Genomic DNA, 17,635 nt, shown 5'->3' on the forward strand with positions numbered 1-17,635 from the left:
AGGCGGGGCGGCGTGCGCGCACGGCTGGCCATCGGCTACAATACGGCTTTTGACGTTTAATGGAAATCTGCCGTGTCCGACCATCTGCTCAACGACAAACTCAATCTCGAAACCGCCCGTATTTCGTGGCATGAACTCCAAACCCATTTTGCACGCGGCGCGGCGGTGTATGTGAGTGCCGAACTCGACCTCATCGAAACCGCCCGCATGATGGCCGACGATAATGCCGAAGGATTAGGCAAATTGATGCAAAACGGCCTGTTCGGTTTGGTTAGCGAAGAACAGGCGCGCCGTTTTCTTGCCGACAATCAGCAAATGTGGGCAGTTGTGGTGGCACCGTGGGTGTTGGTGCAGCCTTGTGCCGACGGCAAACCGGCCGGCCGAAAGAACTAATACCGGCGGATTAAATCCCGCCCGCCGCAGATGCCCTATAATGCCCATGCCTGCGGAATGAATCCGCGCGGCACGAACATGCCCTAAGGCGCACAACAATAACCGCATGATTATCTAAAAGTGAGAAAAGCCCGATGAAACCGTTTAGCTGCCTGACGGCCGCCGTGTTGGTTGCCGCTTCGCCTTTTGCAGCGGCCGAAGAAATCACCGTTTCCGCCGCCGCCAGCCTGAGCAATGCGTTTAAAGACATTGCCGCGCAATACGAAAAACAGTATCCGCACAGCAAAATCAAGCTCAACACCGCCGGTTCGGGCACGCTGCTCCAGCAGGTGTTGCAGGGCGCACCGGTGGACGTGTTGGCCTTTGCCGATCAGGAAACGATGGATAAGGCCGCCGCGCAAGGCGTGATTGATGAGAAAACCCGCCGCAATTTCGCCAAAAATGCGTTGGTGATTGCCGCGCCTGTTGCCGGAAAATCAAGCGTGAACAGCCTGAAAGATTTGACACACAGCCGCTTCGAGCGCATTGCCGTGAGCAATCCCGCCAGCGTGCCGGTAGGGCGGTATGCCAAAGCCGCATTGGAAAAGGCGGGCGTGTGGCAAACGCTGCAACCTAAGATTATCAACACCCAGCATGTGCGCCAGTCGCTCGATTATGTGGCGCGCGGCGAAGTGGATGCCGGTTTTGTGTACAACACCGATGCGGCGTTGATGAAAGACAAAGTAAAAGTCTTGAAACAAGTGCCCACCGACAAGCCCGTGTCTTATCCGATTGCCGTTACCAAACAAAGCGCGGCACAGGCCGAAGCCAAACGCTTTGTGCAATATGTGCTGTCGGCGCAGGGCCAAGCGGTGTTGAACCGCTACGGTTTTCAGAAACCTTAAAATACGTCTAGCGAGGCCGTCTGAAACATTGTTCAGACGGCCTCGATATTGTGATACCTCTGTTCAAATACTCCGCCCACCATGTCTGAAGCCGTATCCGTTACCTTACTGCTGTCTCTGAAAGTAGCCGGGCTGGCCACTTTGCTGAACATCGTCTTCGGCACCGCCGCAGGCTATGCTTTGGCGCACAGCCGTTTTATCGGGCGCAACCTGCTCGACAGCGTACTGACTCTGCCGATGGTGATGCCGCCCACCGTGCTGGGCTATTACCTGCTGGTGCTGCTGGGGCGCAACAGCGCGTTGGGCGGCTGGCTGAAAGACACGTTCAACATCAACCTGATTTTCACTTGGCAGGGGGCGGTGATTGCCGCTACCGTGGTTACGTTTCCTTTGGTGTTCAAGCCCGCGCGGGCGGCGTTTGAAAGCGTGAACCCGCAGCTTGAGCAGGCCGCGCGGATTTCGGGTTTGCATGGCGCCGCCGTGTTTTTCCGTGTGAGCCTGCCTTTGGCGTGGCGCGGCATTCTCGCCGGCGTTCTGCTGGCGTTTGCCCGCGCTTTGGGCGAATTCGGTGCCACGCTGATGATTGCGGGCAGCATTCCCGGCCAAACGCAAACGCTGTCGATTGCCGTGTATGAAGCCGTTCAGGCCGGAGACGATGCGCTGGCAAACAGCTTGGTGGTTTTGATTTCGGCAGTGTGCATCGTGATTTTGCTGAGTGTCGGCCATCTCGCCCGCGCGCACGACGGGAGGAAATGATGCTGTTTGACATCGAAATCCGCAAAAAACTACCGTCGTTTGACTTGGACGTGCGCTTGCAATCGGATGCACAAAAGCTGGTGTTAATCGGCGCGTCGGGTTCGGGAAAAAGCCTTACCCTTCAAATGATTGCCGGTTTGCTTAAGCCCGATGCAGGCCATATCAGGGTAAACGGCGAAACGTGGTTCGACAACCGCCTTCTTTACGTGCCCGCGTGCGAACGTAGGGCAGGGCTGATGTTTCAGGATTACGCACTGTTTCCGCATCTGACGGTGGCGCAAAACATCGCGTTCGGTTTGAAGCGGGGATGGTTCAATCCGCCGAAAAGGCCGTCTGAAAACGTGCAGTATTGGCTGGAACTGTTGCAGCTCGAAGCCGTTGCCTATCATTATCCGTACCATATTTCAGGCGGCCAAAAACAGCGCACCGCATTGGCACGCACCTTGATTACCCGCCCCAAACTGCTGCTGCTCGACGAACCCTTTTCCGCGCTCGACACCGATTTGCGCCGGCACACCCGCGCCGAACTGCTGCAATTGCAGCAAAAAAGCGGCGTCCCCATGATTTTGATTACCCACGACCAAGCCGATGCCGACAGCCTCGCCGATGAAATTTGGCGTATGGAGAATGGCCGTTTGGCGAAGGAATAGGGCTTGGGTTTAGGCTTTGTTTGAACCACCATGCCAGTTTCAGACGGCCTCAATCTTTATGCATACATGAGAAGTTTTATACAGGTCGGCAGGCCATTAAACCGTGGTATCCAACGCGGCGGAGATGTCTGCCCAAATATCGTCGATATCTTCTACACCCACGGAGAAGCGCAACAAGCCGATTTTGATGCCGGCGGCGGTTTTGATGTCGTGCGGCACGCCGCTGTGTGATTGCGAATAGCAGTGGTTTACCAGGCTTTCCACGCCGCCGAGGCTGGAGGCCATCTGAACCAGTTTCATGTTTTTAATCACGCTGTTGGCGGCTTCTTTGCTGTCGTTTTTCAGCCAAACCGTAACCACGCCGCCGAAGCCGCGCATCTGCTTTTTCGCCAGTTCGTGATGTTCGTGGGAGGGCAGGCCGGGGTAAAACACTTTGTCTACGGCGGGGTGCTGTTCCAGCCGTTTGGCCAGTTCCAAAGCGTTTTCGCAATGTTGGCGCATACGCAGTGCCAGCGTTTTGATGCCGCGCAGCACCAGCGCGCAATCCATCGGCCCCGCCACACCGCCGGTGTTGACCATGGTTTTACGCATCGGCCGCGCCAATTCTTCGGTTTTAACGACCACCACACCCATTAATACGTCGGAGTGGCCGCACAGGTATTTGGTGGCGGAGTGGAACACGATGTCGCAGCCCATATCGAGCGGATTTTGCAGATAGGGTGTGGCAAAGGTGTTGTCGATGCCGACCAAGGCTCTGGCGGCTTTGGCTTTTGCGGCCAGAGTTTGAATATCAACCAAGCGCAGCAGCGGGTTGGACGGGGTTTCCAGCCATACCATTTTGACGTTGGCGTGTTCGGCCAGCGCGCGGTCGAGGTTAGCGGGGTCGGACAAGTCTGCAAACACGACGTTCACGCCCCATTGTGCATACACTTCCGTCAGCAGGTCGTAGCTGCCGCCGTAAATATCGCTGACGGCCACGATGGTGTCGCCCGGGCGCAGAAAAGTGCGGTACACGCAGTCGATGCCGGCCATGCCGCTGCCGAACGCAAAGCCCGCCGCACCGTGCTCCAGCGCGGCCACGGTGTTTTCCAGCACTTCGCGGGTGGGGTTGCTCAAGCGGGCATAGCGGAAGGGGATGTGTTCGCCGATTTCTTTCATCTGAAACATACTGTTTTGATAAATCGGCGGCATAATCGCGCGGTTGTGGTCGTCGGGATCGTAGCTGCTGTGGATGGCTTCGGTGGCGAATTTCATGGTTGGCTCTTTCGGATGGTGTTGGGTAAGCAGATAAAAAGATGGGGAATTTTATCACTATCCGAAAAATAGAAACAATCAATGCCCGGCAGGGGGCTAAGTGATATAATCTCGCATTTGCAGCAGACGGCGGCATTCGGCAAAAGTATTTGCAGGCCGTCTGAAGGCTGTTTTCAGACGGCCTGTTTGAAGCAGATATATTTTATAAAAGTAGCGGACTTGTATTTTGAGCCGCAGCACACACATAGGGCTTCCCAGCCCGATTAGATTTTAAGGAATTTAACAGCATGAACGCTATTGCAGACGTGCAGTCCACCCGAGATTTACGCAATCTGCCGATCAATCAGGTCGGCATCAAAGACTTACGTTTCCCCATCACACTCAACACCGCCGAAGGTACGCAGGCCACCGTTGCCCGCTTGACCATGACGGTCTATCTGCCGGCCGACCAAAAAGGCACGCATATGTCGCGCTTTGTGGCGTTGATGGAGCGTCAAACCGAGGCTTTGAGCTTCGGGCGTTTGAAGCAGCTGGTTGAAGAAATGGTGTCGCTGTTGGATTCGCATTCGGGCAAAATCAGCGTGTCGTTTCCTTTTTTCCGTAAAAAAACCGCGCCGATTTCCGGCATCCAATCGCTGCTCGATTATGATGTAACGCTCACCGGCGAAGTGAAAGACGGCGAATACAGCCATACTTTGAAAGTGCTGGTGCCGGTAACCAGCCTTTGCCCGTGTTCTAAAGAAATTTCCCAATACGGCGCGCACAACCAACGCTCGCACGTTACGGTAACGCTCACGTGCAGCAGCGAAGTCGGCATCGAAGAGGTAATCGACTGCGTGGAATCGCAGGCTTCCTGTCAGCTTTACGGTTTGCTCAAACGCCCCGACGAGAAATATGTTACCGAGCAGGCGTATGAAAACCCGAAATTTGTGGAAGATATGGTGCGCGATGTCGCCACCCGCCTGATCGCCGACGGCCGCGTGTGCGGTTTTGTGGTGGAAAGTGAAAACTTCGAGTCTATCCACAACCACTCGGCTTATGCTTATATTGCTTATCCGTAAAGCAGCTTGAGCTTTTGGCTAAGTCATCTTGATAGGTAAACAGGCCGTCTGAAAATTCAGACGGCCTGTTTGTATTTTTACGGATGCCGGGAATCAGCGGTTTGAGTTCATCACGTTTTCAAACTGCTGCGACAGCTCTTGCAAGTCCAGCCAGCCCGCTTGTGCAAACACCGTAATCAGCAACGTGCCGGCGATGAGGGTAATCAGAGCGTACATCAGATAACCCAAAACCACTTTGCCGCCTCTTTGTTTGCTGATGTTCATGAAGCCGATAATCTGTACCCAGAAAATCCAAATCTGCCAAAACACGCCGACGGAAGCCAAAGAAGGTACATAAAACAGCAGCAATAAAGGAATGGCCAAGCTTTCCGTTACCAACACAAATCCCCAAAACGGTTGGCGGGTCTCATTTTGATGGCGCAACGCAGCGCTCATGGTACGGCTGAGGATGACGCATTTGAGCACCGTCAGCAAAACCGCAAACACAATCAACGGCGTGCTTTTACCGAGCAAAGGCACGGAAGCGGCGGCGTTGACGATACCGATCAGCAGCAGCACTGCCAGATTCACAGGCAGAGAGTAGCGGTATTCTTCGGGGTTTTTATAACGCAAGCGCAAAACATCCCACATGTCGCGCACAAATTGATAAAGCATAAGCAGAAACTGTGTGAAGAAAAAAACGGCATTGTAGCGGAAAAAAGCACATGAGGCCGTCTGAAAATCAATAAACCGCCGGCGGGGCGCGCAAGTGCATAGATAAATTCAATCATAATATGAATCACCCCGCCGCTTCGTATGCCGGTAAAACCATGATTCAAACCGATGCCGTCTGAAAATTAAAAAAGTAAGAAAACATGCCGGATTGCATACCGCACCTTGCAGGGCAGAAGGCTTTTTGGTGTAATGCCGAAACCGGCGGAGCAGAAGGCTGTGAGGCCGTCTGAAAGTGCAGACCGCAAGCAAGCCGTGAATATAAGCCCGCCTTTCAATACAGATACGAAAAACAGACAAGAAAAAGGAGAACCACCGCATGACCGCTTTTCCCGCACAGATAAAAATACCCGCCGTTTACTACCGCGGCGGCACTTCAAAAGGCGTATTTTTTAAACGCAGCGACTTACCCGCCGCCGCTCAAGAAGCAGGGGAGGCACGCGACAAAATCCTCTTGCGCGTGCTGGGCAGCCCCGATCCCTACGGCAAACAAATCGACGGCTTGGGCAATGCCAGCTCTTCAACCAGCAAAGCCGTGATTCTCGATAAAAGCACCCGCCCAGACCATGATGTCGATTACCTGTTCGGGCAGGTTTCCATCGACAAACCTTTTGTCGATTGGAGCGGCAACTGCGGCAACCTGACCGCTGCCGTGGGCGCGTTCGCCATTTCCAACGGCTTGATTGATGCTGAAAAAATTCCCGCAAACGGCATCTGCACCGTGCGCATTTGGCAGAAAAACATCAGCAAAACCATTGTCGCCCATGTGCCGGTAAGCAACGGCGAAGTGCAGGAAACCGGCGATTTTGAGCTGGATGGCGTAACCTTTCCCGCAGCCGAAGTGCAGATTGAATTTCTCGACCCTGCCGACGGCGAAGGCGATATGTTCCCCACAGGCAATTTGGTGGACGAATTGGAGGTGCCCGGCATAGGCCGTCTGAAAGCCACGCTTATCAATTCGGGTATTCCCACCATTTTCGTCAATGCCAAAGACATCGGCTACACAGGCACCGAACTGCAAGACGACGTGAACAATGATGCCGCCGCGCTGGAAAAACTCGAAACCATCCGCGCACACGGCGCCTTGAAAATGGGCTTGATCAACGACCTTTCCGAAGCCGCCACGCGTCAACACACCCCAAAAATCGCTTGGGTGTCTGTGCCGAAAGATTATGTTTCATCAAGCGGCAAAGCCGTTCGCGCAGCCGATATCGACGTATTGGTACGCGCCATGAGCATGGGCAAACTCCATCACGCCATGATGGGAACGGCCTCCGTGGCGATCGCGACCGCAGCCGCCATTCCCGGCACATTGGTCAATTTGGCAGCAGGTGGCGGAGAACGCAACGAAGTACGCTTCGGCCACCCTTCCGGCACTTTACGCGTCGGCGCAGCAGCCGAACAGGTTGGCGGCAAGTGGACGGCAACCAAAGCCGTTATGAGCCGCAGCGCCCGCGTGATTATGGAAGGTTGGGTAAGAGTGCCGGGCGATTGTTTTTAAGGTTGCCATTAAGCGGTGTGAATCAGTCTGAGGCTTTGGTAGATACGGCATCTTTGGCAGATGCAGCATAAAGTGAATCTTGAAATATCAAAAAAGCCTCAGATTGATATCTTGCTTGAATAGAATGCGTGATCCTTGTAGGTTTTAGCGCCACGTTCATGCGTTAATGATAAAGAAAATGCCGTCTGAACATATTTTCAGACGGCATTTGGTTATGTAGCGAAGTTACATGATGTGGAGGAATTATTGGCGTTTCGCACCATAGCCGCCGATCAGCTGCTGGGTGGCATTGGATAAACCGTAAGTACCGCCGATTTCATCAACTTGGCTGCCGTAGAATTTACCGTTCAAATTACCTTTGAAACCGTGTTCTTTCGTAGCCACTTGGCCTTTAAAGCTGTTGCTGTTTGCCTGCCAGCTAGCCGAACCCGACATTTCATAACCGGCAACCGGAGTAGAAACCCTTACACCGTTTTCCAAGATATGGAATGTGGGGTTGGTGGTTTTGAAGCTCAAACCTTTTTTCGCAAAATCAGCCACTGCTACCACATTTGCTGTCAATTGGCAGGCAGGTTTGCCGGTTTCGGTCAGATAAGATGTGGTCAAGCCTCTGTAAGTTGCCGTGCCTTCAGTCGGAACCGAAGCAATCGGAGTTTCATTGCCGAGGCTTTGATAACCGTGGTTAACCAGGTTATTCAGGTCAACATAGTGTGCGAAAGTTTGCTCTGTCCAACCTGCGGCAGCCGGATCATGCAGGGTAACGCGCACGCCGTTGATAAATTTGATGACATATACGCCGTCAAACTCTTTGTCGAAAGCCAGTTTGTTTTTGTCTTTATGAACATAGGCGATGCCGTGCATAACGTCGGCAGTTTTAGGTGTAGAACCTTCCATACCGTCGATGGCATTGTTGCTGTTGGCATCTAGGGCAACGCGCCATAAAAGTTTGGAGGTAAATTTAGGCTCAAATTGTTTGAGTGTTTCCCAGCCTTTTTCGTCACCTTTGCGGATTTTCTGCCATGCTTCTGCGATTTTGGCTGCGGAATGGTAGTTTTTCAACAGGTCGGCATCGATGTTATCTACCATTTCTTTCATGCCTTCTTCGGTGAAAGCTTCCTGATGGTTTCTGGCAATTTCTACAAAATCATTGTAGTCGAAATCTTCAGCATAAAGAGGCAGGGCTTCTTGAACTTTTTTCTTGGCTTCTGCAACAGCTTTAGGGTCTGCTTTATCATCTTTGATGATTTCCCAAGCTTTTTTCATCTCATCATATTGGGATTTAATCTCATCATCTAATGAAGTTTTGACTTCCGAATATATGCCGTGTTCCTTACCAAACAAGGGAGAAATATTTTCTTTTGTCGAACCGGCAGAAGTATATTTAGTAATGGATGATTCAGGTGTCAGATAATTAACTTGAATGGCAGGGTTGTCTTCCGCAGAGTTGGTTAATACGGCGCCATCCAGTACGACTGTGTCGTTTTTCTTCAAATCTAAATTGCGGATCAGGCCGATTTGGTTGTCCACAAAAGCAGGTTTGCCGTCAACTTGTCTCAATTGAAGGTGTGGATTATGCTGTTGGGCGCCTGAAGATGAAATGAAAGAAGTGTGTACGGGAGCCGGTTTGTTTAAAGGTGCCAGGCTTTTATCGTCTTTGATTTCTGCGCTGTTGTTATTGGCATTGGGGTTGGCATTGTCGGTTTGGGGAGCATCAGGGTTGCTGCTGTTTCCACTTAATCCTGCCAAGGCTTTCAATGCGGCTTCCAATTTTTCGATGGATGTTTTGCTTACTAAGGCTTTTTGGTCGTTGCTTAAATTGTTAAAGGCTTTTTGTGCCGCTTTGATGCTGGCTTCGTCTCCAGCATCGATTTTTTCAACCGTATCCAATGCTTCGATTAACTCGATAACTTTACGCGCCGCTACCGCATTGTCGACCAATTTGGTCTCGGGTGAGCCGCCGCCTCCACATGCCGCCAATACGGCAGAGCAGAGTACAGTAAGCGCGATGTGTTTTACAGGCATTCTCTTAGACATAATATCCCCTTGTTTATTGATGGAAAACGGCTTAATAGTGGCCGTCTGAACTTACAGTTCATAACAAATATGAGAAATTGTAAATCAATGTTGAGTTAAAAACAAATGTCATTAACAAATAATGCCTTCCGATGATTTGGGATACTTCTATTTTGCAACATATGACTTTTGCTCGTTATCAATGTCGTCGGCAAATCAAGCGGATGCTTTATCCCCTGTTAAGCGGAAGGCTGTTGGGGTAAACTTGCGTTTCTAATATCCATCATTTCCATCTCCGACATGACAACTATGGTTCAACTCAAACAGATTACGCTTATCGGCGTCGGCCTGATAGGCGGTTCTTTTGTGCTTGACTTGAAACACAAAGGGTTGGTTGGCAAGGTGGTGGGTGTTGATCTTAACCGCAGCAATTTGGAACGTGCGTTGGAGCGCAGGGTTATTGATGCGGCTTTTGACACCATTTGTGCGGAAGCGCTGGAAAACGCTGATTTGGTGGTGATTGCGACGCCGGTTGCCACGTTGCCGGAAGTTTGCCGCCAGCTGGCGCCTTTATTGCCCAAGCATACTTGGGTTACGGATGTCGGCAGCACCAAGCAGTCGGCGATAGATGCTTTCCGCCGCTATCTTCCCGAACAATTGGCGCGCTGTATTGCTGCGCATCCTATTGCGGGTTCGGACCGCAGTGGTGCGCTGGCGGCGCAATTTGGCTTGTTTCAAAACAAAAAGCTGGTGATTTGTCCGCACGGAGAAGAGGATTCAGATGGCCTCTTGATGGTCGAGTCGCTTTGGCAGGCGGTCGGGGCGCGTATTTTTCGGATGAGTGCGACGGAACATGATGCTGTTTTTGCTGCCGTTTCCCATCTTCCCCATCTTTTGGCTTATGCCTATGTTCATCAGATTGCCACGCATTCAGACGGCCGCACTTATTTGGATTTTGCGGCTTCGGGTTTTCGGGACTTTACCCGTATCGCGTCCAGCCATCCTGCGATTTGGGCGGATATCTGTATGGCCAATAAAGACAGTTTGCTTGCTTTGTTAAACGGCCAGCAGCAACAGCTTGCTGCTTTGACCGCTATGCTGGAAAACGGAGATGCTAAAGCTTTGTACCGCTATTTTGAGCAGGCTAAAGATGCGCGGGATGACTGGGTGGCATCGCAATAAATTGATGAATATGAGGCCGTCTGAAAAAGTGATTCAGACGGCCTTAAAGAGTAGCGGGCAAGGCTTGAACGCAAGCTGCTTCAATCTATCTATAAAGATATTGTGAAGTTGAACTTTTCTTGTTGCATCTATCAAAGAGACCTTGTGAAATAGGCTGCCTCGCGGTGGGCAGTGAAGATTATTTATTGAATGGAGTGTTATGAACGCGTTTCGTAAGGCGTTGTGGTTTATTGTATTTTTATCCGCGTGTACTGTTTTCGGTTCTTTTTATTCGCAATATGTAATGGGGTTGAACCCCTGCGTGTTGTGCATTTTGCAGCGTTTGGCCGTGATAGCGGTGGGTGTGGTGGCTTTGGTGTGTGCTGTTTTTGCTCAAACGGGCAGGGGTGTGCGTACCTTTAGTGCTTTATTGGTGAGCATTCCTGCGGTTTACGGTGCGGGGGTGGCGGTCTATCAGATTTATATTCAAAGCCTGCCGCCCGGTGCGGCTCCGGCTTGCGGTGCGCCGTGGACTTTCCGCCTGCGTGATTGGCCTTTGTTTGATTGGTACGAACCTGTGATCCGAGGTTTCGGCGATTGTGCGATTCCCGATTATGTTTTGGGCGTTCCGTTGCCGATATGGAGTGTTTTGTATTTTAGTTTCGTATTGCTGCTGGTGTGGCTGGGCTGGTGCAGAAGCCGAATCTGGGGTTAATCAAAACGGCTGCATTGTCTGACTCGATCGTGTGTTTGATTTCGGGATGGATGTGCAGCCGTTTTCGTTTCAAAAATCTTTTTCCTTTTCTTTTCAATATTCATTCGTTCTTTTGTAAAAAAACTACAAATTCTTTCAAACGGCACTTTTTTGTCTTAAACGGGAACTAAACCCGGCATTTTCTATCAAAAACACAAACTATAACTATGCAATACATATTTTTACAATAAATCCAGTAGTATGCGCGGTTTTTCGCCAAACAGTAGTTTGAATAAGTTCATACATCTATATTTAATATTTAAGGAAAGGAAAAAAGATGTCTTTAGCAAAAGAATTTAAAGAGTTTATTATGCGCGGTAACGTTATCGACCTGGCGGTCGGTATGGTTATCGGTACTGCGTTCAGCGGTATTGTTAAATCCTTGGTAGATGATGTAATCATGCCTCCCATCGGTATCTTGATCGGCGGCGTGGACTTTTCAAACCTGTTTATTACGTTGAAAGACGGTGCGGCAGTCCCCGAAGGCGGTTATCCTACTTTGGCTGCTGCGCAAGCTGCCGGTGCGGTTACTCTGAATATCGGTCTGTTTATCAACACCGTTATCAGCTTCCTGATCATTGCTGCCGCTATCTTCGTGGTAATTAAAATGATCAACAAACTGAAACGCGAAGCGCCTGCTGCTGAAGAAGCTCCGGCCGAACCTTCTGAAGAAGTTTTGCTGTTGCGTGAAATCCGCGACTCTCTGAACAAAAGATAATCGCGCGTAGATTGTGATTCAGGCCGTCTGAAAATGTTTTTCAGACGGCCTGAAGTTTTGGTGGTGCCGAGAAAGTGTTTTTCAATATGCGGCTGGTTATAAGCACTTTCTTTGCGTTTATTTCGTTTTATTATTAAAGCCCTTAAGTTTATTTAACCGTTTCGGGCTGCCTATGCCGTCTGAAATGCAGTAAACTGCGTATCTTCCTAAAATAAAAACGATTCTTAATTATGTATGTAGGCGAACGGTTTAATGCGTACAGCCATTTGGTCGGCGCTTTTCTGGCTGTAACGGGCTTGGTGTTGATGCTGATTAAAGCGGCGGGAACGCTGGATGTGTACAAAATCACCAGCGCGGCGGCTTACGGATTGTGCTTGATTATTTTGTATGCCGGTTCGACGGTTTACCACAGCGTTTCGCAACCCAAAGCCAAAGCGGTGTTGCAGAAAATCGATCATTGCGCCATTTATCTACTTATTGCGGGCAGTTATACGCCTTTTACGTTGGTGTCGCTTCACGGTGCGTGGGGCTGGTCGCTGTTCGGCGTGTCATGGGGGCTGGCGCTTTTCGGGATTATTCAAGAACTTACCATCAGCCGTAAAAGTGAAAAACGGCGGCTTTCCATGTTTTTATATGTGTTGATGGGCTGGCTGGTTTTGGTGGCGATTTATCCGCTAACCAAGAGTTTGTCAGCGGAGGGTTTGTTTTGGCTGGTGCTGGGAGGGCTGCTGTACAGCGCGGGCATTTACTGGTTTGTGAACGACCATAAAATCAAACACGCCCACGGCATTTGGCATTTGTTTGTGTTGGGGGGGAGTTTGGCGCAATTTATCTGCGTGTATTGGTATGTGATTTAAGACTTATTTAGACAAGCAAGATTTATATTTTCAGACGGCCTGAAGAGTTCTTCAGGCCGTCTGAAATATTATCGGCGTGCCAAAACGGCTTTGCCGAGATAAGTTTTAATGCCGCCGGCGATGGCTTCGGCACTTTTCTGGCGGAAAGAATGGCTGGCCAGAAGTTTTTCTTCGGTCGGATTCGACAGGAAAGCCGTCTCCACCAAAATAGACGGGATGTCCGGCGCGCGCAATACGGCAAAGTTGGCCTGATCGACATGGCCTTTGTGCAGTTTGTTGTGTTTGCCCAATTCGCTCAAAACGTGGCGGCCGAGCACCATGCTGTCTTTGATGGTTACGGTTTGCGTCATGTCTAAAATGGCATTATCCACGCTGCGGTTGCCCATTTTCTGTACGCCGCCGATTAAGTCGGCACTGTTTTGGGTTTGCGCCAGAAATTTAGCGGCGGCACTGGTGGCACCGCGCGTGCTCAAAGCGTAAACGCCGGTGCCGCGTGCAGTGGGGCTGGTGAATGAGTCGGCATGAATCGATACGAACACGTCGGCTTTCAACTGGCGGGCTTTGGCCACGCGCACGCCGAGCGGGATGAATACGTCTTCGTTGCGGGTCATGTAGGTTTTGTAACCCATTGCTTCAAGGCGTTTTTTGGTTTCGCGTGCAATGGAAAGCACTACATCTTTTTCCCGCAAGCCGCCTTTGCTGATGGCGCCGGGGTCTTCGCCGCCGTGGCCGGGGTCTAACACGATAATCGGACGGCGGTTGCCGCGACCCGGAGTGCTCGGCGGCGGGGTGTCGATGATGGCAGGTTGGCGGTCGCGTACCGGCGGCGTGTGGCCTGTGCCCGTGCCGTCGCTGCGGATTTTGCCTTGTGAATAATCGTTCAAGAGCGCCATCAGCGGATCGTTGGCTTCAGCGGCCAGTGCAGTAGCGGCAGAAGGATACAGATCGACTACCAAACGGTTGCGGAAGTTGGCAATAGGCGCCAGCGTAAACACCTGCGGATTGGCGGCCTGTTTCAAATCAATCACCACGCGCACGGTGGTGGCGGTGTTTTGGCCGACGCGGATGTTTTGGATATAAGGGTCGTTTTTCTGGACTTTGGCCGACATGCTTTGCAGCACGTTGTTCAGCGTCGCGCCTTCGATATCCACTACCAAACGGGCGGGGTTATCCAGCGAGAAGTGCTTGTATTTGATGGCTTGGGAAGATTCCAGCGTGATGCGGGTATAAGCGCGGGCAGGCCAGATGCGGACTGCAACAAACTGCGGTGCGGCAGCTTTAGCCAATGCTCCGATGGGGGTGAGCGTAAACAACAAACCCGCAGCGGTGCGGCTGACAATTTGACGACGTGTTAATTTAACCATGTTTCTAAACTTTTCTTACCTTTGTCGGTATGGGCTTCAAGCGTGCACTTGCGGCCTGATTCATGATTTTCGAGTGTAACGGTGAGATCGGCGGGCGGCACAAAAGAGCCGCCTTGTTGCGGCCATTCGATCAGGCAGATGCAGTCGTCGGCAAACAGATCGTCCAAACCCGCATCTTCCCATTCTTCCGGCGTGGCAAAGCGGTAGAGGTCGAAATGGTGCAAAGAGGCAGATTGCGGCAGCGTGTAAGATTCCACAATGGTGTATGTGGGGCTTTTCACTGCGCCTTGATAACCTGTGCCGCGCAGCAGGCCGCGGGTAAATGTGGTTTTACCCGCACCCAAATTGCCTTGAAGATAAACCACCAACGGCGGCATTACGCTGGCTGCCCAGCTTTCGCCGAGTTTCAGCGTGGCTTCTTCATCGGCCAAGAAGCGGGTAATTTTTGCCGACTCCATAAAAGGCATCTCGCTTGATGTGAATATGAATAACTAAGATTAAGGTTTAATTATGCGTTAATTCAATGGGATTGGGAACCTTATAAACCGATAAATTGAATTAAAACGGCGTAAACGGCAGGCTTTTCAGCATAATTTGATGGAAAGAAGGCGAAAATAAGGCGTAGCCGGCTAATATGCGTTTCTGCCGCGCGCATTTTATTGTAAAACGGCGGGCATCTTGTACGGCCTAATTGCTTGCTCTGCTTTTATGCGGCGCATGTTTTGCCGATGTGCCCCGTCGTTTGAAAAGGTGTACAATCCGCACCATCGTTAAAGTAATGGTAAGAGGCCGTCTGAAAGCGAATGGTTGTGAGCTTGGCTAAAACTTTTAGCGAAGCCTCTAAAGCTCTTTTTCAGACGGCCTTATAGAATATGATGAACAATACCAACCAACGCCCCATCGGGGTATTTGATTCAGGTGTCGGAGGCTTGACCAACGTGCGTGCGCTGATGGAGCGCCTGCCGATGGAAAATATCGTGTATTTCGGCGACACCGCCCGCGTTCCCTACGGCGTGAAGTCACGAGCCACGATTGAAACGTTTACCGCCCAAATTGTTGATTTTCTTCTGCAACACGAAGTAAAAGCCTTGGTGATTGCCTGTAATACGATTGCGGCGGTGGCGGGGCAGAAAGTGCGCGCTATAGCCGGCAATATGCCTGTTTTGGACGTGATTACGGCAGGTGCCGAAGCTGCGTTGCGCACCACGCGCAACAACCATATCGGCATTATCGCCACCAGCACAACCGTTAACAGCAATGCCTACGCACGCGCGATACACAGCCGCAATCCCGAAGCCCGCGTCCAATCGCAAGCCTGCCCGCTGCTGGTTCCGCTGGTGGAAGAGGGTTGGCTCGACCATGAAGTGACCCGTCTGACGGCGCGCGAATATTTGAAGCCGCTGCTGGCCGACGACATCGATACGTTGGTTTTGGGCTGTACGCATTATCCCCTGCTCAAGCCCTTGCTGCGTGAAGAAGCGCCGGGAGTGACTTTGGTTGATTCCGCTCTAACGACCGCAGAAGCAACGGCCAAAGCTTTGACGGAAGCGGGTTTGTTGAACACCGATAACGCCCAGCCGGATTACCGTTTTTATGTGAGCGATATTCCTTTGCGCTTCCGTACCATCGGCGAACGCTTTTTGGGGCGTAGTATGGATCAAATCGAAATGGTTAGTTTGGGTTGATTCAATCTGATCGGAATAGCATCAGGCCGTCTGAAAAGTTTTTTCAGACGGCCTGAGACCTTTGCAAAACCCTCAGATGTGGATGCAGTTCAAGGCGTAGCAGCGCAGCGAGCGCAGACATATCAGATAGATAGGCAAACGAGCGAGCAGCGCACAACGCGGAAATGCGCCGCAGATTGGGGTTTTGCAAAGGTCTCGGCCTGATTTATTTTGAATAACCCTTAAAACAGCCACTTCGACACGCTGTAAATCACCAAGCCCACCAAGCCACCGACCAATGTGCCGTTGATGCGGATAAACTGCAAATCGCGGCCGACGCTCAATTCGAGTTTTTCCACCATCTGCGTGCTGTCCCAAGCTTTGACTTTATCTGACACAAACAGCGCCGCTTTGTCTTTGTAGCGCATCACAAAATCGCGTACCAACAGCGAAATCCGCACATCCGCACGGCGCATAAACTGCGGATGTTTCTGCGCTTGCGACAGCATGTGGTCAAGCAGTTTGTTGAGCTGCACCAAACACAGCGATTCGGATTTTTCCACATCATCCGCCGCCCATTTTTGCAGCCCTTGCCAGCTTTTCATCAGCATTTCTTGGACTGCAGGCGAGTCGGCCAGTTTCATTTTGCCTTGCTCCAAACGCTTGTGCCATAAGCGCGAACGGCTCAAAGCATCGGTAACGCGGTCGTATTGCTCATCGAATGCGGCGCGGATGCGGTGGTCGGGGTCGGCGAGTGCGGCGGCGAGGTAGCCGTCGGCCCAATCCAGCGCTTTTTCCGATACCCAGCCGTCCACTTTGTCCACCAAAGTGCCTTTGAGCGAGGCTTTCAGTTTTTCCCAAGTGGTAGGTGCGTCGCTTTCGATGCGTGCCGCCCATTCGCGCAGATTGCGTTCGAGCAGCCCGCGGGTCTCAGGATCTTGCAGCCAGCGGCGTGTTTGTTTGAGTACGGCGACAAACAGCGTTTCGTGCATGCCTTGGGCTTTTAAGGCTTTGAGGCCGTCTGAAAAAGTTTTGCCGATGCGCTCGCCGCTGTATTGCTCTGCCAGCAAACGGCTTAAAAAGCGCGACACTTGTTCGGGCTTGGCAATATCCAAAAGCGGCGGAATCTGCTTCGCCAGCCACGGCAGCCAATAATCGCGCGTGCGTTGGTCGGCCAGCCGTGCCAATAATTTTTCACTCGGCGCCGCCTGATACACGCGCAGGGCGATGGGTTTGCTCTGTAAAAAGTTGTTTTCGATAAACCTGCCCAATTCGTCGGCAATGCGGTGCTGGTTGCGCGGCAAAATGGCAGTATGGGGAATGGGCAGGCCGAGAGGCCGTCTGAATAAAGCCGTCACCGCAAACCAGTCGGCCAGCGCGCCCACCATCGCGGCTTCGGCAAAGGCTTTCACATAGCCGAGAGCGGGATATTGCGGCACATACAGCGAGGAAACCACAAACAACACACCTGCCGCCAACAGCAAACCCGTAGCCCAACGGCGGCTCTTTTTCAAACGGGCGCGTGCAGCTTGCGCCCTCGTTTCGGCAGACAGAGTATGCATGGCGGCTTCCTTGTGGTTTGTTATATCGCGTGTGAAATCCATGATGGCGGAGTATGGCTGTAAATGTTTTAACTGCTGAGAGATTGTGTTGCCGTCGGATGGCTAACGATTTTTATATGGTTGGAAAGTTAAAACGGCTCTTTTCAGACGGCCTCCAATTGATGCCGCGTTTATCATGAAATTTCTGCTCTGTTTTTTATTATACCGTTTCAGAAGTTGCTTGAATTGCCTAATTTTTAAGCATTTTAATTTTTTGATGTGAAATAATGAAGTTAACCGATTTATCCACAAACCATGCACATAGGAATAAACATTGACTGTGGGCTTTTCAG

Annotated in this window: 17 protein-coding genes; 11 read left to right on the forward strand and 6 right to left on the reverse strand. The window is 51.4% G+C overall.

From position 1 onward, the window contains the following. Positions 1-72 precede the first annotated feature (72 nt). The 4 genes from CKV66_RS05435 (at position 73) to CKV66_RS05450 (ending at position 2,683) form a co-directional block, all read left to right on the forward strand. Entirely contained in the window at positions 73-393 is a 321-nt protein-coding gene (locus tag CKV66_RS05435) for a DUF2288 domain-containing protein (protein ID WP_085363140.1), read from the forward strand. A gap of 134 nt (positions 394-527) precedes the next feature. Further along, a complete protein-coding gene (gene modA, locus CKV66_RS05440) occupies positions 528-1,277 on the forward strand; it encodes a molybdate ABC transporter substrate-binding protein (RefSeq protein WP_085363141.1) in 750 nt (249 codons plus the stop codon). A gap of 81 nt (positions 1,278-1,358) precedes the next feature. Then, positions 1,359-2,033, forward strand: a complete 675-nt coding sequence (gene modB, locus CKV66_RS05445) for a molybdate ABC transporter permease subunit (RefSeq protein WP_085363142.1) — start codon at positions 1,359-1,361, stop codon at positions 2,031-2,033. After that, positions 2,033-2,683 carry an ABC transporter ATP-binding protein gene (locus tag CKV66_RS05450; protein ID WP_085363278.1) on the forward strand — a complete coding sequence of 217 codons (651 nt, stop codon included), beginning with the start codon at positions 2,033-2,035 and terminating at the stop codon, positions 2,681-2,683. Before modB ends, CKV66_RS05450 begins: the two co-directional genes overlap by 1 nt. A 96-nt stretch (positions 2,684-2,779) precedes the next feature. Here CKV66_RS05450 and CKV66_RS05455 read toward each other — a convergent pair whose 3' ends face one another. Further along, a complete protein-coding gene (locus CKV66_RS05455; protein ID WP_085363143.1) occupies positions 2,780-3,937 on the reverse strand; it encodes a trans-sulfuration enzyme family protein in 1,158 nt (385 codons plus the stop codon). Between the two features lie 287 nt (positions 3,938-4,224). Here CKV66_RS05455 and folE2 point away from each other — a divergent pair, with 287 nt between their 5' ends. Next, complete coding sequence (folE2, locus tag CKV66_RS05460; protein WP_085363144.1) at positions 4,225-4,998, forward strand: GTP cyclohydrolase FolE2; 774 nt, start codon at positions 4,225-4,227, stop codon at positions 4,996-4,998. A gap of 93 nt (positions 4,999-5,091) precedes the next feature. On the opposite strand, the gene CKV66_RS05465 is transcribed toward folE2, so the two are convergent. Then, positions 5,092-5,652 (reverse strand): hypothetical protein, encoded by a 561-nt coding sequence (locus tag CKV66_RS05465; protein ID WP_085363145.1) that lies wholly within the window; start codon positions 5,650-5,652, stop codon positions 5,092-5,094. Positions 5,653-6,028: 376 nt separating this feature from the next. Between CKV66_RS05465 and prpF the strand changes: the two genes are divergently transcribed. Then, positions 6,029-7,210, forward strand: a complete 1,182-nt coding sequence (gene prpF / locus CKV66_RS05470; RefSeq protein WP_085363146.1) for a 2-methylaconitate cis-trans isomerase PrpF — start codon at positions 6,029-6,031, stop codon at positions 7,208-7,210. 243 nt (positions 7,211-7,453) lie between these two features. Here prpF and CKV66_RS05475 read toward each other — a convergent pair whose 3' ends face one another. Further along, a complete protein-coding gene (locus tag CKV66_RS05475) occupies positions 7,454-9,244 on the reverse strand; it encodes a transferrin-binding protein-like solute binding protein (RefSeq protein ID WP_143773792.1) in 1,791 nt (596 codons plus the stop codon). Positions 9,245-9,532: 288 nt separating this feature from the next. On the opposite strand from CKV66_RS05475, the gene CKV66_RS05480 reads away from it, so the two are divergent. The 4 genes from CKV66_RS05480 to trhA all read left to right on the forward strand — a co-directional run bounded on the left by CKV66_RS05480 (position 9,533) and on the right by trhA (position 12,713). After that, positions 9,533-10,405 carry a prephenate dehydrogenase gene (locus tag CKV66_RS05480; protein WP_085363148.1) on the forward strand — a complete coding sequence of 291 codons (873 nt, stop codon included), beginning with the start codon at positions 9,533-9,535 and terminating at the stop codon, positions 10,403-10,405. A 199-nt stretch (positions 10,406-10,604) separates the two neighbouring features. Next, a complete protein-coding gene (locus tag CKV66_RS05485; RefSeq protein ID WP_085363149.1) occupies positions 10,605-11,099 on the forward strand; it encodes a disulfide bond formation protein B in 495 nt (164 codons plus the stop codon). Between the two features lie 316 nt (positions 11,100-11,415). Next, positions 11,416-11,856 (forward strand): large conductance mechanosensitive channel protein MscL, encoded by a 441-nt coding sequence (gene mscL / locus CKV66_RS05490; protein WP_085363150.1) that lies wholly within the window; start codon positions 11,416-11,418, stop codon positions 11,854-11,856. Positions 11,857-12,086: 230 nt separating this feature from the next. Continuing rightward, the gene (gene trhA / locus CKV66_RS05495; protein WP_085363151.1) at positions 12,087-12,713 is read left to right on the forward strand and encodes a PAQR family membrane homeostasis protein TrhA; all 627 of its coding nucleotides are present in this window, start codon (positions 12,087-12,089) and stop codon (positions 12,711-12,713) included. A 68-nt stretch (positions 12,714-12,781) separates the two neighbouring features. Here the strand turns inward: trhA and CKV66_RS05500 are convergent, their stop codons facing one another. After that, a complete protein-coding gene (locus CKV66_RS05500) occupies positions 12,782-14,077 on the reverse strand; it encodes an N-acetylmuramoyl-L-alanine amidase (protein ID WP_085363152.1) in 1,296 nt (431 codons plus the stop codon). Beyond that, positions 14,065-14,535, reverse strand: coding sequence for a tRNA (adenosine(37)-N6)-threonylcarbamoyltransferase complex ATPase subunit type 1 TsaE (gene tsaE / locus CKV66_RS05505; RefSeq protein ID WP_095197907.1), 471 nt, complete (start codon positions 14,533-14,535; stop codon positions 14,065-14,067). The genes CKV66_RS05500 and tsaE overlap by 13 nt, the downstream gene beginning before the upstream one ends. Positions 14,536-14,952: 417 nt before the next feature. On the opposite strand from tsaE, the gene murI reads away from it, so the two are divergent. Further along, positions 14,953-15,762: a glutamate racemase gene (murI, locus tag CKV66_RS05510; protein WP_085363279.1), complete on the forward strand. Its 810-nt coding sequence runs from the start codon at positions 14,953-14,955 to the stop codon at positions 15,760-15,762. Positions 15,763-15,983: 221 nt separating this feature from the next. Here the strand turns inward: murI and CKV66_RS05520 are convergent, their stop codons facing one another. Further along, the gene (locus CKV66_RS05520; RefSeq protein ID WP_085363155.1) at positions 15,984-17,303 is read right to left on the reverse strand and encodes a DUF445 domain-containing protein; all 1,320 of its coding nucleotides are present in this window, start codon (positions 17,301-17,303) and stop codon (positions 15,984-15,986) included. Positions 17,304-17,635 lie beyond the last annotated feature (332 nt).

This window comes from Neisseria zoodegmatis (assembly GCF_900187305.1).
GTDB classification, from domain to species: Bacteria; Pseudomonadota; Gammaproteobacteria; order Burkholderiales; family Neisseriaceae; genus Neisseria; species Neisseria zoodegmatis.

What these genes read in the sequence shown, in the direction of transcription:
- modA (WP_085363141.1), top strand. Translation starts at nt 528, where the DNA reads ATGAAACCGTTTAGCTGCCTGACGGCCGCCGTGTTGGTTGCCGCTTCG.
- mscL (WP_085363150.1), top strand. Translation starts at nt 11,416, where the DNA reads ATGTCTTTAGCAAAAGAATTTAAAGAGTTTATTATGCGCGGTAACGTT.
- CKV66_RS05455 (WP_085363143.1), bottom strand. Translation starts at nt 3,937, where the DNA reads ATGAAATTCGCCACCGAAGCCATCCACAGCAGCTACGATCCCGACGAC.
- CKV66_RS05480 (WP_085363148.1), top strand. Translation starts at nt 9,533, where the DNA reads ATGGTTCAACTCAAACAGATTACGCTTATCGGCGTCGGCCTGATAGGC.
- CKV66_RS05500 (WP_085363152.1), bottom strand. Translation starts at nt 14,077, where the DNA reads ATGGTTAAATTAACACGTCGTCAAATTGTCAGCCGCACCGCTGCGGGT.
- prpF (WP_085363146.1), top strand. Translation starts at nt 6,029, where the DNA reads ATGACCGCTTTTCCCGCACAGATAAAAATACCCGCCGTTTACTACCGC.
- CKV66_RS05475 (WP_143773792.1), bottom strand. Translation starts at nt 9,244, where the DNA reads ATGTCTAAGAGAATGCCTGTAAAACACATCGCGCTTACTGTACTCTGC.
- CKV66_RS05465 (WP_085363145.1), bottom strand. Translation starts at nt 5,652, where the DNA reads ATGCTTTATCAATTTGTGCGCGACATGTGGGATGTTTTGCGCTTGCGT.
- CKV66_RS05485 (WP_085363149.1), top strand. Translation starts at nt 10,605, where the DNA reads ATGAACGCGTTTCGTAAGGCGTTGTGGTTTATTGTATTTTTATCCGCG.
- CKV66_RS05450 (WP_085363278.1), top strand. Translation starts at nt 2,033, where the DNA reads ATGCTGTTTGACATCGAAATCCGCAAAAAACTACCGTCGTTTGACTTG.
- tsaE (WP_095197907.1), bottom strand. Translation starts at nt 14,535, where the DNA reads ATGGAGTCGGCAAAAATTACCCGCTTCTTGGCCGATGAAGAAGCCACG.
- trhA (WP_085363151.1), top strand. Translation starts at nt 12,087, where the DNA reads ATGTATGTAGGCGAACGGTTTAATGCGTACAGCCATTTGGTCGGCGCT.
- modB (WP_085363142.1), top strand. Translation starts at nt 1,359, where the DNA reads ATGTCTGAAGCCGTATCCGTTACCTTACTGCTGTCTCTGAAAGTAGCC.
- folE2 (WP_085363144.1), top strand. Translation starts at nt 4,225, where the DNA reads ATGAACGCTATTGCAGACGTGCAGTCCACCCGAGATTTACGCAATCTG.
- CKV66_RS05520 (WP_085363155.1), bottom strand. Translation starts at nt 17,303, where the DNA reads ATGCATACTCTGTCTGCCGAAACGAGGGCGCAAGCTGCACGCGCCCGT.
- murI (WP_085363279.1), top strand. Translation starts at nt 14,953, where the DNA reads ATGAACAATACCAACCAACGCCCCATCGGGGTATTTGATTCAGGTGTC.